The organism is Streptomyces sp. NBC_01298 (genome assembly GCF_035978755.1).
GTDB lineage: Bacteria > Actinomycetota > Actinomycetes > Streptomycetales > Streptomycetaceae > Streptomyces.
This window is the reverse complement of the sequence record NZ_CP108414.1, coordinates 7,529,211-7,541,668: the sequence shown is the minus strand read 5'-3', so window position 1 is coordinate 7,541,668 and position 12,458 is coordinate 7,529,211. Positions and strand designations below refer to the sequence as shown.

Here is a 12,458-nt window from a genome sequence, read left to right as displayed (position 1 = left end):
GACCTCCAGGTTCGTTCCTTGTGGGAGTACGCAGCCTAATCGGTGGTGACCACCGACGTGTTCGACCAGGATGGGGCCCATGACTATCAGTGACGGATCCCACCGCTCCGAACCCTCCACCACGGCCGGCGAGCGCGAGATGCTCGACGGCTGGCTCGACTACCACCGCTCCACCCTGGCCTGGAAGTGCGAGGGACTCTCCGACGCACAGCTGCGCACCACCCCGCTGCTGCCGTCCGGACTGAGCCTGCTGGGGCTGGTGCGCCACATGGCGGAGGTGGAACGGTATTGGTTCCGGGAGATCATGCTGGACGAGGATCTGCCCGAGCTGTACAGCACCCGCGAGAACCCGGACGGGGACTTCCACTTCACCGACGAGGACACCTGGACCGCGGCCGAGAAGGTGTGGCAGACCGAGATCGAGCTGGCCCGGCAGGCCACGGCCGGCCGCTCCCTGGAGCTGGCCTCCAAGCCCGAGAGCCACCGCCGGGGCGAGGTGTTCAGCCTGCGCTGGGTCTACACCCACATGATCGAGGAGTACGCGCGCCACAACGGCCACGCCGACCTGCTGCGCGAGCACCTCGACGGCGCCACGGGCGAGTAGCCGTCACCCGTGCGGGGTGAATATCGGCTCCGGGTTTTCCCGACGGGGTGCCCGCACAGCAGAGTTGGGTGAGTGCATCCAACCCGAACCACGACAAAGCTGCTGCTCGGCGTCGCCTGTGCGGTCTCGGCCGTCTCCGGCTGCGTGAACGTGACCCCGGCTCCCGGGATGCCGGGGGCGGTCGCCGGCCCCGGCACCCCGGGGGCTCCGCCCCGGCACGAGCCCCTCGGCGGCCAGGAGGCCGCGCCGGTGGTCGTCCGGGCACCCGCTCTGGAGGCGCTGGAGGCCGTGGAGGCCGCGCCGGGACGACCGGCGGGGCCGGCCCCCTCCGCGTCCGGCCGGGCCGCCGTCCCGCGGGCCGCGGTCCCGGCCGCGGAGGCCGCCGGAAGCGGCCGGCGGGGAGGCCGCGGAGCCCCGGCGGCGGCCGCTCCGGTCCCGGACATCCCGGAGCCCCGGCGGCCCGGCCTGAACCGCGAGCACGCCGACGGGCGCTCTGCCGGCCGGCCCCCCGGCCGGGCGCGCGGCGAGGGCGGCGAGGTGCCGCGCAAGCTGGTGCGGGAGCTGCCGGTGCGGCCGGCCGATGTGTGCGCGCTGGGCCGCCGGCACGGGCGCTGGCATCCGGACAGCCCGGAGGCCCGTATCTGCGCGGGCGTCCAGGGCGGCTGACCGCCCGGCCCGGCAGACCCGGCCCGCTACTGGTTCTGCTCCGGGAAGGGCCGGCGCCGCTCCGCCGGCTCCGTCGGCTCCGCCGCGAGGCGGCGCTCCAGCCGGGCGATGGCGGCCCGTACGCCGTTCCCGTACCCGTCGTCGGCCAGGGCTCCGGTGGCGGCGCGGGCCCGCGCCAGGTGGATCCGGGCCGCCTCGGGACGCCGTAGCTTCACGTAGTCGGCGGCCAGGCTCAGGTGCAGCGAGGGGTAGAAGACCCGTACGGCCGCCGGCGGGCCGGGGCCGTCGGCCTCGGTGTGCGCGGCGGTCAGGGCGCGCAGGTCCCAGGCCAGCTCCTCGGCGGGGTCGTCCTGCGCGTCGGCCAGGTAGTGCGCGAGCGTGCAGCGGTGCAGGGAGTCGCCCTCCGTGCCGATCTCGGACCAGATCTCTCCGAGCCGGTTGCGGGCCTCCTCGCGGTCGCCGGCGTGCAGCAGGATGACCGCTTGGCCGATCCTGGTCATGACGGCGTCCTCGGACGCCTCCTGCTGCTCCGTCAACGCGGCCTCCGGCTTGTTCCCGTCAGACCTGCTCCGGTCCGATCATCAAGACGCTAGCCGGAGGCACCTGCAATGCCGCCTAGGCGCGGTCGGCCATCAGCCCAGGTCCGGGATCCGCCAGTCGATCGGCGCATGGCCCTGGGCGGCGACGGCCTCGTTGATCTGGGTGAAGGGCCGGGAGCCGAAGAACTTCTTGGCCGACAGCGGGGAGGGGTGGGCGCCCTTGACGACGATGTGCCGCTCCTCGTCGATCAGCGGGAGCTTCTTCTGCGCGTAGGCCCCCCAGAGCACGAAGACGGCCGGGTCGGGGCGCTCGGCCACCGCGCGGATCACTGCGTCGGTGAACTTCTCCCAGCCCTTGCCCTTGTGCGAGTTGGGCTCGGCCTCGCGGACGGTGAGCACGGCGTTGAGCAGCAGGACGCCCTGTTCGGCCCACGGCATCAGGTAGCCGTTGTCCGGAACGGGGGTGCCCAGCTCGGCGTGCATCTCCTTGTAGATGTTGCGCAGCGAGGGCGGGGTCTTCACGCCGGGCTGCACGGAGAAGCACAGCCCGTGGCCCTGGCCCGCTCCGTGGTAGGGGTCCTGGCCGAGGACCAGCACCTTCACCTGGTCGAACGCGGTGGCCTCCAGGGCCGCGAAGACCTGCTCGCGGGGCGGGTAGACCGGCCCGTTCGCCCGCTCCTTCTCGACGAACTCGGTGAGCTCCGTGAAGTAGGGCTGCTCCAGCTCTCCGCCAAGGACGGGGAGCCAGGAATCGGGGAGCATCTGGGGCACGGCGACAACCTCCGGTACACGTTGTTCATGCGCACTCGCGCAACTGCTTCGCGCGACTGCTCCAGAACCTACCGGTGGCCACTGACAACGCGACGCCCGCCCGCCCCGCCCGGGTGGGCGGTGCGGACGGGCGGGGGCGGCGTACGGGCCTGCTACCAGCTGGTCTTGCGGTACAGCTCCCACACCTGCATGACGGTCTGCGGGTCGAGCGCCCGCTCGGCGCCGGCGATGTCGTCGCGGGCGGCGACGTACAGCTTGCCCTGCCACAGGGGCAGCAGCCGGACGTCGTCGGCGAAGATCTGCTGGGCCTTCTCGAACTCGTGGACTCCGGCCGACCGGTCGCTCTCGCGGCGGGACTTGGGCAGGAGGACGTCCACGATCTCCTTGGACTCGTACGGGGTGCCGACCGCGTTCTCCTTGCCGACGAACGGCGCGATGAAGTTGTCGGGGTCCGGGAAGTCGGGGAACCAGCCGCGGCCGAAGATCGGGTACTCGCCCTTCTTGTAGCCCTCCTGGAAGGTCTTCCAGGGCTGCCCGCGCAGGGTGATCTTGAAGAGCCCGCTCTCGTCGAGCTGGCGCTTGAGCTCGGTGAACTCGTCCGCCGTGGAGGCGCCGTAGCGGTCGGTGGTGTACCAGAAGGTCAGGGGCACCGGCGTCGGGATCCCGGCGTCCTTGAGGGCCTTCTTGGCCTTGGCCACGTCCGGCTGGCCGTAGGAGTCGTAGAACGGCGTGCGGTGGCCTACGACGCCCTTGGGGACCATCGAGTAGAGCGGCTCGGCGGTGCCCTGGTAGACCTTCGAGACGAGCGCCCCGCGGTCGACGATCTGCGCGATGGCCCGGCGCACCTCGACCTTCGCGACCTGCGGGTCGGTGGGGTTGAAGACCAGGTAGCGGATCTCCGAGCCGACGTTCTCGACGACCTGGACGCCCGCGTCGTGTGAGGCGGGGGCCTGGAGGTCCTTGACCTCGTCGGCGGAGAGGCCGCGGTAGGTCGCGTCGATCTCCTTGCCCTTGAGGGCGGCGATCATCTTCTTGGAGTCCGCGAAGTAGCGGATGGTGACCCCGCCGTTGCGGCGGTTGGCGAAGCCGTTGTAGCTCTCGTTGCGGTTCAGGACCGCCTCGCCGGCCTCCTTGTACGACTCCAGGGTGTACGGGCCGGAGCCCGTGACCTTGTCGCCCTCGCGCAGCTTGTCGGCCGGGTACTGCTTCGGCGAGACGAGCGAGGCGGCCGGGGAGCCGAGCACGAAGGGGAAGGTGGCGTCCGGGGTGTTCAGGTGGAAGACCACCGTCTGCGCGTCCGGGGTCTCGATCTTGTCGAGGCTGCCGAAGAGGGCCTTGGGGCCGGACGGGGCGTCGATGGTCTTGATCCGGTCCAGCGAGTGCTTGACGGCCTTGGCGTCGAGCGGCTCGCCGTCGGAGAACTTCAGGCCCTTGCGCACCGTGCAGCGGTACGACTCGTTCCCGGCGTCGGTGAACTCGCAGCTCGAGGCGGCGTCCGGCTGGGGCTTGGTGGCACCCGTGGGGAACGCCAGCAGGGTCTGGTAGACGTTCCGGTAGAGCTCCCAGGAACCGTCCCAGGCCGCCGCCGGATCGAGGGTCGTGGGTGCGCTCGTCGTTCCGACGACAATCCGCTGGTCTCCATTGCCGCCGTCGTCCGAGAACAGGCCGCATCCGGAGAGCAGGGATATGGACGCAAGGGCCGCAGTGATCTGCAGGCATCTGGTCCGGTTGAACACGTGCACGCTCCTCGATCAGCCAGGGGTGCGGCAGACCCTACCGCAGAGCATCACGAAACCAATGGGTAGGTTTCGTGCGGCACTTGACCGATTACATGCCTATTCGGTACGCATTTGCCTCCCCTTCGGAGGCAAATGCGTCCGATTATCGGTCAGTGCACCCCGGCATTGAGGAACATTCCCCCGTCGACGACGAGAGTTTGTCCTGTGATCCATTCCGCTTGTGCAGATGTAAGAAAGGCCGCGGCCCCTCCGATGTCCTCCGGGAGCCCGAGCCGGCCCAGCGGATAGGCCGCCGCCGCCTCCTGCTCGCGCCCCTCGTAGAGGGCCTGCGCGAACCTGGTCTTCACCACCGCCGGCGCGATGGCGTTGACCCGGACCCCCGGCGCCATCTCGTGGGCGAGCTGGAGGGTCAGGTTGACCATGGCCGCCTTGCTCATCCCGTACGCCCCGATGAAGGGCGAGGCGGAGACCCCGGCGATGGAGGCGATGTTGACGATCGCGCCGCCGTTCTCCTTCTGCCAGGCGTGCCAGGTCCGCTGGGCGAAGCCGAGCGCCGAGATCACGTTGGTCTCGAAGACCTTGCGGGCGACCCCGAGGTCCAGGTCCGCGATCGGTCCGAAGACCGGGTTGGTGCCCGCGTTGTTGATCAGGAAGTCGACGCGGCCGAAGGCCTCCATCGTGCGTTCCACGGCGACGGCCTGATGGGCCTCGTCGTGCGCCTTGCCCGCGACCGCGATCACCCGGTCCGCGCCGAGCCGCTCGACGGCCTCCTTGAGGGCCTCCTCGTTGCGGCCGGTGATGCAGAGCCGGTCTCCGCGCGCCACCAGGGCCTCGGCGATGCCGTAGCCGATGCCCCGGCTCGCTCCGGTGATCAGCGCGACCTTGCCGCTGTCCGTTCCGTCGTACGTCATGACGTGCACCCTGCCTTCTCTCAGCTGAGCGGGCCGCCGGCCACGTACATGACCTGGCCGGAGACGAAGCCGGCGGCCTCGCCGGTGAAGAAGGCGATGGCGTTGGCCACGTCGTCCGGGCGCCCGACGCGCTGCACCGGGATCTGGGTGGCCGCCGCGGCCTGGAAGTCCTCGAAGTCCATGCCGACACGGGCGGCCGTGTGGGCGGTCATCTCGGTGACGATGAACCCGGGAGCGACGGCGTTCGAGGTGATGCCGAACTTGCCGAGCTCGATGGCCAGGGTCTTGGTGAAGCCCTGCAGACCGGCCTTGGCCGCCGAGTAGTTGGCCTGGCCGCGGTTGCCGAGGGCGGAGCTGCTGGAGAGGCTCACGATCCGGCCGAACTTGGCTGCCACCATGTGCTTCTGACAGGCCTTCGACATCAGGAACGCACCGCGCAGGTGGACGTTCATGACGGTGTCCCAGTCGGTGTCGCTCATCTTGAACAGCAGGTTGTCCCGCAGCACACCCGCATTGTTGACCAGGATGGTCGGGGCGCCGAGCAGGCTCGCCACCCGCTCGACGGCAGCCTCCACCTGGGCGCTGTCGGACACGTCGCAGCCGATCGCGACGGCCGTGCCGCCGGCCGCCGTGATGGTCTCCACGGTGTCCTTGCAGGCCGCCTCGTCCAGGTCGAGTACGGCGACCGCCCGGCCTTCGGCGGCCAGGCGTACGGCGGTGGCCGCGCCGATGCCCCGGGCCGCCCCGGTCACGATCGCGACGCGCTGCTCGGTGGTGGACATGCTGGATCTCCTCGCACTGGGAAAGCGGTCCTCAGAGGTGAGCAACCGCTTAGTAGCTTCAGCTGAGGAGACGCTAGGAGCCCTGGCACCCGGTGTCAACGCCACCGGGTTCCAGGGCTCCCGACGCGATGGCCGTCAGCGCCTCACCGGACCAGGAGGTCCAGCAGCCGCTCCACCTCAGCGGCGGGGTCGGCCGTCAGGCCCGTATGCACCGGGCCCGGCTGCACCACCGTGCTGCGCGGCGCGATCAGCCACCGGAAGCGCCGCCCCGCGTCGTCACCCGCGGCCTGCCCCGCGGACTCACCGCCGGCGCACAGGCCCTCGACGCCGCGCAGGGCGGCCCGCACCCCGGCCACGTCGGCCCCCGGATCCAGTGCGAGGAGCTTGGCCTCGTCGAGGTGGGTGCGGGCACGGACGTAGGAATGCGCCCGGCAGTAGACGATCACGCCGGCGTTGAAACACTCGCCGCGCTCCATCCGGGGCACCACGCGCACCAGCGCGTACTCGAACACGTCCCGCTTGATCACTCGCTGTCGCTCTTCATCTTCCGGGGACGGGGGTCGAGGCGGTCGGCGAGCCAGCCGGGCGGACCCGACCGGACCTTCGCCTCGGCCTCCATCGTGATCCTCTCGTGGATCGTGGCCGCACGCGGCAGCAGGGCCTCCACGTAGGCGCGGCGCAGCGCGTCGGTGGAGTCGAAGCCCGGCTCGTCGACCAGCCATTCGTCGGGCACGTCGGCCGCGACCTCGGTCAGCAGTTCCTCGGTGACCAGCGGAGCGAGCGCGGCCGCCGCCGCTGCGATGTCCGGGCCGACCGGGGCCAGCACGTGGTCGGAGGCGTTGTACGGCTTGGCGGCGGCGCTCCCGGCGGTGGGCCAGTTGTGGTGCCAGATCATGGTGGCGCCGTGGTCGATGAGCCAGAGGTCCCCGTGCCAGACCAGCATGTTCGGATTGCGCCAGGACCGGTCGACGTTGTTGATCAGCGCGTCGAACCAGACCACGCGCCCCGCCTCCACGGGGTCCACCTGGTACGCGAGCGGGTCGAAGCCGATCGAGCCGGGGAGGTAGTCCATCCCCAGGTTCAGCCCGCCGCTGGCCTTCAGCAGCTCCTGGACCTCCTGGTCGGGTTCGCCGAGCCCGATGACCGGGTCGAGCTGCATCTGCACCAGCCGGGGAACGCGCAGCCCCAGCCGCTGGGCCAGCCGGCCGCAGATGACCTCGGCCACCAGGGTCTTGCGGCCCTGGCCGGCTCCGGTGAACTTCATGACGTAGGTACCGAGGTCGTCGGCTTCGACGATTCCGGGGAGCGAGCCGCCCTCCCGCAAAGGCGTGACGTAACGGGTCGCGATCACTTCTGTGAGCATTTCCCCAGGCTAACCGGCGATCACACATCGGATTCGGGGGATGCCGCCGCAGCGGCGGCCGATGGCTCGCCGTGACCGTGTGAGACGTGCGACCCGTCGGGGGGCGCAGCGACTGCGCGGCGTGCCGAGCGGATCGGGCGCGGGGTCTTGCGCGGCACCCCCTTCCGTTCCTACTCTCTCCGCCAATGGTTAGGAACCATTCCTAACCATTGGCGCCGGGGTCCCCGACCGGCCGCTCCCCACTCGCATTGCACTCATCCGAGGACGACCGATGTCACGAGCACATCAGCAACGTTCCGCGCACCTCACCCGCCGCCCCCACTGGCACCGCCCGCTGGCGGGCTTTGCCGCCCTCGCCGCCGCCATGGCCGGCCTCACCGCCCTCAACGCCCCCGCCGCGACAGCCGGGACCGCGGTCCGGGCCGCTTCCGCTACCACCACCGCTACCGCCGCCGCGGTACTGGTCTCCACCGGAAAGCCCGCGAGCGCTTCGTCGGTCGAGGCGAGCGGTTTCGAGGCCGGCAAGGCCGTCGATGCCTCCGCGACGACGCGCTGGGCCAGCGTGGAGGGCGTGGACCCGCAGTGGATCCGCGTCGATCTCGGAGCGGCGCACACCATCAGCCGCGTCAAGCTCGACTGGGAGGCCGCGTACGGGAAGGCGTACAGGATCCAGACGTCGAACGACGGGACGAACTGGACCGACATCTACTCCACCAGCACCGGCAACGGCGCGACCGACGACCTGACGGTCACCGGGACCGGGCGCTACGTCCGCGTGTACGCCACCGCGCGGGGCACCGCGTACGGCTACTCCCTCTTCGCGTTCGAGGTCTACGGCTCCCCGGTCTCGGGCGGCTCCGACACCACCGCGCCGAGCACTCCGGGCGGTCTGCGCGCGACGGCAACCACGTCGACCAGCGTCTCGCTGGCCTGGGACGCCGCCACCGACAACGTGGGCGTCACCGGCTACGACGTCTACCGGGGCGCCACGCACGTCGCGGGCGTCACCGGGACCTCGTACACGAACACCGGCCTCACCGCCTCCACGAGCTACGGCTACACGGTCAGGGCGCGGGACGCGGCGGGCAACGTCTCCCCGGCCGGCAACGCGCTCAGCGTCACCACCCAGCCCGCGAGCGGCTCCGGCCCGGCGGTTCCGTTCGGCGGCCACAGCCGCCCCTACGCCGCCGGGACGCTGAAGCCGACCGGCACCCAGAGCACGCTCGACCAGAAGACCGTCGCCTACTACAACTCCTGGAAGTCCGCGTTCGTCCGGCAGAACTGCGGCAACGGCTGGTACCAGATCATTTCCCCCGACGCCGACCACCCGTACGTGGCCGAGGCCCAGGGGTACGGCATGGTGATCGCCGCGACGATGGCCGGCGCCGACCCCGACGCGAAGAAGATATTCGACGGTCTGACGAAGTGGATGATCGACCACCCCTCGGCGGTCAACCCCGACCTGCTGGCCGCCGAGCAGGACACCGCCTGCCGGAGCGTCAACGGCGGTGACGGCGCGACCGACGGCGACATGGACGTCGCGTACGGGCTGCTGCTCGCCGACAAGCAGTGGGGCAGCGCGGGCACGTACGACTACAAGGCGCTCGCGATCAAGCACATCAACGCGATCAAGAAGGACGAGCTCAACCCGTCCACCCACCTGCTCAAGCTGGGCGACTGGAGCAGCTCGGGTGACCAGTACTACTACATCACCCGCACCTCGGACTGGATGGTCGACCACTTCCGGGCCTTCCGGACCGCGACCGGGGACGCGGCCTGGGACACCGTGCGCTCCGCGCACCAGAACCAGATCACCAACCTGCAGGCGTCCTACGCGCCGAACACGGGGCTGCTGCCCGACTTCGTCGTCAACACCAACACCACCCCCAAGCCCGCCCCCGGTCAGGTCCTCGAGGACCCGAACGACGGCGCCTACTGGTGGAACGCCTGCCGGACCCCGTGGCGCATCGCGGACGACGCGGTGACCAGCGGGGACGCCAAGTCCCTCGCGTCGGCACGGAAGATCAACAGCTGGATCAAGGGCAAGACGGGCGGCGACCCGAACAAGATCGCCATCGGCTACAAGCTCGACGGCACGCAGATCTCCTCCGGGAGCGAAGCGGCGTACTTCGCTCCGTTCGCGCTGGCGGCCATGACGGACGCGGGCAGTCAGGCCTGGCTGGACGCGCTGTGGAACAAGATGCTGACCACGCCCATCGACACCAGCAGCTACTTCTCGGCGAGCATCCAGCTCCAGGTCATGATCACGGCATCCGGCAACCACTGGGTGCCGTAACCCCGTAACCCCGTCGCTCTGGAGGGCGGTGCGCGCGGCGTGGGGAGCGCGCACCGCCCGGCCGGTCGGGATCACCTACGGCGCTCGGCGGATCGGTGGCCGTCGCGGTCGTCGCGGTCGTCGCGGTCGTAGCGGTCGTCGCGGTCGTAGCGGTCGTAGCGGGCGAACGGGCTCTCGCGGCGGGCGACGTCGGCGGCGCCGCACCACAGCGCGCCGACCCCGGCGGCCACGAAGAGGGCCGCGAACACCAGCAGCAGCAGCCCGACCAGGCCGGTGGGGCAGGGCATCGCGCCGCCCGGTCCCCAGCTCGCGAGCACCCGTCCGACGAGCGGGATGTTCGCCAGGTCGCCCTGCCACCACAGGCCGGACGGGCACCCGGCGAGGAACACCGCGCCCGACAGCCACGCCCCGGCCCGTACGACCCGGTCCTGCCCCGCCCGCCTGGCGGCCGCCGCACGCACGATCGCCGTGGCCGCGGCCACCACGTCCCCCGCCTCGTCTTCCATGAAGATGCCGCTCCTCTTCGCAGGTGATGCCCGCCGGGCGGGCAACGGACCGCGGGGGCCCGGTGGGGCGGGTTCCCGGGGTCGATGATCGGTCACGGGACCTCAACTCGGAAGACGGCCGCACGTGACGGATCGCTGTCAGGGTTTCGTAAGGCGCCCACGCCCCCGCGCGGGACCCGCGGCAGGTGTCATGGGCTCATGAAACTGCGCGTCCCTCCACCGCGTCCGCCGGCGTTCTCCGGACGGCTCCACGACGCCCGGACGGCGACGGCGATCGGCCGCTGGCTGGCCCTGGCGGTCGTGGTGTGCTTCGTCACCGGCCTCGTCAGCCACTACCTCCAGCATCCGCCCGCCTGGCTCGCCGACGACCTGCCCAGCCGTCCCTCAGGGGGCTACCGGCTGACCCAGGGACTCCATGTCGCGAGCGGCATCGCCGCCGTTCCGCTGCTGTTGGCGAAGATGTGGACCGTCTATCCGCGCCTGTTCGAGTGGCCCGCCGTGCGGTCGGTCCGCCACGGACTGGAACGGCTGTCGGCGGCGCTGCTCGTCGCGTCGGCCGTCCTGGAACTGTTCACCGGACTGCTCAACACCGCGCAGTGGTACCCCTGGCCGTTCGACTTCGTCCAGGTGCACTACGCCCTGGGCTGGACGTTCACCGGCGCGCTGGTGCTGCACATCGCCCTCAAGGCACCGGAGATCAAGGCACATTGGAGCCGCGGGTCGGCCGGCACGCTCGCGCTGCCGGCCGAGGACGGCCCGAACCGGCGCGCGCTGCTCACCGGAGTCTTCGCCGCGGTCGGCGCCGTCACCCTCACGACGGCCGGCCAGTCCTTCACCCCGCTGGGGCGGTTCGACCTGCTGGCCCCCCGCCACCCCGACCACGGGCCGCAGGGCCTGCCGGTGAACCGTACGGCCGTCGCCGCCGGTGTCGCGGCGGTGTCCGCCCGGGACTGGCGGCTCACGGTGGCCGGGCCCCGTCCGTACGAGCTGACGCTCGACGGGCTCCGGGCGATGAGGCAGTACGAGGCGACGCTGCCGATCGCGTGCGTGGAGGGCTGGAGCAAGTCCGCCGACTGGAGCGGCGTACGGATCCGGGATCTGCTCGACCGGGCGGGGGCTCCCCGCGGAGCCCGGGTGCGGGTGGTCTCCATGGAGCGGGGCGGCGCGTACTCCGTCACGGAGCTGGCCCACACCTACGCCCGGGACGAACTCACCCTGCTCGCCCTGCGGCTGAACGGCGGGGCGCTGTCACCGGACCACGGCTTCCCGGCCCGGATCATCGCGCCGAACCGGCCCGGTGTCCTGCAGACCAAGTGGGTCCACCGGCTGGAGGTGCTGTGATCCGCGCGGCTTGCGGCGCCCTCGGCGTCGCTCTCCTCGGCTACGGCGTGGCGCTGCTGCTCCGGGGCGGCCAGTACGTCGACGTGGCGATCTGGCTGGCCGGCGCCGTCGCCGTGCACGACGGCTTCGTCGCCCCGCTGGTCCTGGCCCTCGGCCTGCTCCTGACGGGCCTGCGCGCGCGCACGACCGTACGCGGGGCGCTGATCGTCGCGGGCTCCCTGACCGTGGTGGCACTGCCCGTACTCCTGCGCCCCGGTTCGCCGAACAACCCGTCCGTGCTCCCGCTGGACTATCCGCGCAACTGGCTGATCACCCTCGCGGCGGTGGCCGCCACGGCCGCCCTGCTTCACCTCTCCCGGTGGGTGCGGGGCCGCCGGCCAGTGCGGTGAAGGCCAGGAAGAGGAGGATGAGCGCCGCGGAGGTGACCAGCCGTCCGGTCCGGCTGATGCCCGTCACGACGGAGCGGACCACCGTGTCGCGCACGCCCCGGGCGGTCAGCTCCAGATGGGTCTCGCGGATGCGGTGGAGGATGAACACCTCGTAGTCCATGGACGGTCCGAAGAGGAAGGCGAAGACCGCCATGGGGATCCATCGGGTCACCGCCCCGATCGCCGGGGCGTCGAACAGCGCCTCGCTGCCGTGACCCTCCTGCCAGACCAGCACGACCACGCCGTACGCCGCGCAGGTGGACAGCGCGTTGAGGATCAGGGCCTGCAGGGGCAGGACCACCGAGCGCGGGGTCCGGGCGGTGCGCCCGGCGCGGCCGGTCGAGCCGGTCGAGCCGGTCGCCCCACGCGTACAGCCGGACGGGCAGCAGGGTCAGCGCGACCGCGGCGAGGGGCACGGGCAGGACCACGAGCGCGCCGATCAGCGTCGCGTGGACCGGGCTGCGCTGGGCTCCGCTGTCCCGGCCGGACAGGACGGGCTGCCCCGTCAGCTC

The 12,458-nt window shown here is 71.5% G+C and carries 14 protein-coding genes; 5 read left to right on the top strand and 9 right to left on the bottom strand.

The window, feature by feature from the left end; genetic code table 11:
• Nucleotides 1-79 precede the first annotated feature (79 nt).
• Entirely contained in the window at nt 80-604 is a 525-nt protein-coding gene (locus OG730_RS34325) for a DinB family protein (RefSeq protein ID WP_327307871.1), read from the top strand.
• 72 nt (nt 605-676) lie between these two features.
• A complete protein-coding gene (locus OG730_RS34320; RefSeq protein ID WP_327307870.1) occupies nt 677-1,270 on the top strand; it encodes a hypothetical protein in 594 nt (197 codons plus the stop codon).
• A 26-nt stretch (nt 1,271-1,296) separates the two neighbouring features.
• Here OG730_RS34320 and OG730_RS34315 read toward each other — a convergent pair whose 3' ends face one another.
• The 7 genes from OG730_RS34315 to OG730_RS34285 form a co-directional block, all read right to left on the bottom strand.
• Nucleotides 1,297-1,806: a hypothetical protein gene (locus OG730_RS34315; protein WP_327307869.1), complete on the bottom strand. Its 510-nt coding sequence runs from the start codon at nt 1,804-1,806 to the stop codon at nt 1,297-1,299.
• A 96-nt stretch (nt 1,807-1,902) separates the two neighbouring features.
• Entirely contained in the window at nt 1,903-2,571 is a 669-nt protein-coding gene (locus OG730_RS34310; RefSeq protein WP_327309539.1) for a uracil-DNA glycosylase, read from the bottom strand.
• 161 nt (nt 2,572-2,732) lie between these two features.
• Nucleotides 2,733-4,316 (bottom strand): ABC transporter substrate-binding protein, encoded by a 1,584-nt coding sequence (locus tag OG730_RS34305; RefSeq protein WP_327307868.1) that lies wholly within the window; start codon nt 4,314-4,316, stop codon nt 2,733-2,735.
• A gap of 152 nt (nt 4,317-4,468) precedes the next feature.
• Complete coding sequence (locus OG730_RS34300) at nt 4,469-5,230, bottom strand: SDR family oxidoreductase (protein ID WP_250745254.1); 762 nt, start codon at nt 5,228-5,230, stop codon at nt 4,469-4,471.
• Between the two features lie 20 nt (nt 5,231-5,250).
• On the bottom strand, nt 5,251-6,012 hold the full coding sequence (fabG, locus tag OG730_RS34295) for a 3-oxoacyl-ACP reductase FabG (RefSeq protein ID WP_327307867.1): 762 nt from the start codon (nt 6,010-6,012) through the stop codon (nt 5,251-5,253).
• A 143-nt stretch (nt 6,013-6,155) separates the two neighbouring features.
• The gene (locus OG730_RS34290; RefSeq protein ID WP_327307866.1) at nt 6,156-6,539 is read right to left on the bottom strand and encodes a DUF3037 domain-containing protein; all 384 of its coding nucleotides are present in this window, start codon (nt 6,537-6,539) and stop codon (nt 6,156-6,158) included.
• Entirely contained in the window at nt 6,536-7,375 is an 840-nt protein-coding gene (locus tag OG730_RS34285) for a HipA family kinase (protein ID WP_327307865.1), read from the bottom strand. The genes OG730_RS34290 and OG730_RS34285 overlap by 4 nt, the downstream gene beginning before the upstream one ends.
• 271 nt (nt 7,376-7,646) lie before the next feature.
• On the opposite strand from OG730_RS34285, the gene OG730_RS34280 reads away from it, so the two are divergent.
• The gene (locus tag OG730_RS34280; RefSeq protein WP_327307864.1) at nt 7,647-9,671 is read left to right on the top strand and encodes a glycosyl hydrolase family 8; all 2,025 of its coding nucleotides are present in this window, start codon (nt 7,647-7,649) and stop codon (nt 9,669-9,671) included.
• Between the two features lie 71 nt (nt 9,672-9,742).
• On the opposite strand, the gene OG730_RS34275 is transcribed toward OG730_RS34280, so the two are convergent.
• Complete coding sequence (locus tag OG730_RS34275) at nt 9,743-10,177, bottom strand: hypothetical protein (RefSeq protein WP_327307863.1); 435 nt, start codon at nt 10,175-10,177, stop codon at nt 9,743-9,745.
• 198 nt (nt 10,178-10,375) lie between these two features.
• On the opposite strand from OG730_RS34275, the gene OG730_RS34270 reads away from it, so the two are divergent.
• Both OG730_RS34270 and OG730_RS34265 read left to right on the top strand, forming a co-directional pair.
• Nucleotides 10,376-11,518, top strand: a complete 1,143-nt coding sequence (locus OG730_RS34270) for a molybdopterin-dependent oxidoreductase (RefSeq protein WP_327307862.1) — start codon at nt 10,376-10,378, stop codon at nt 11,516-11,518.
• The gene (locus OG730_RS34265) at nt 11,515-11,907 is read left to right on the top strand and encodes a hypothetical protein (protein ID WP_327307861.1); all 393 of its coding nucleotides are present in this window, start codon (nt 11,515-11,517) and stop codon (nt 11,905-11,907) included. Before OG730_RS34270 ends, OG730_RS34265 begins: the two co-directional genes overlap by 4 nt.
• Here OG730_RS34265 and OG730_RS34260 read toward each other — a convergent pair.
• Nucleotides 11,828-12,247 (bottom strand): hypothetical protein, encoded by a 420-nt coding sequence (locus tag OG730_RS34260; RefSeq protein ID WP_327307860.1) that lies wholly within the window; start codon nt 12,245-12,247, stop codon nt 11,828-11,830. The genes OG730_RS34265 and OG730_RS34260 overlap by 80 nt on opposite strands.
• Nucleotides 12,248-12,458: the final 211 nt, after the last annotated feature.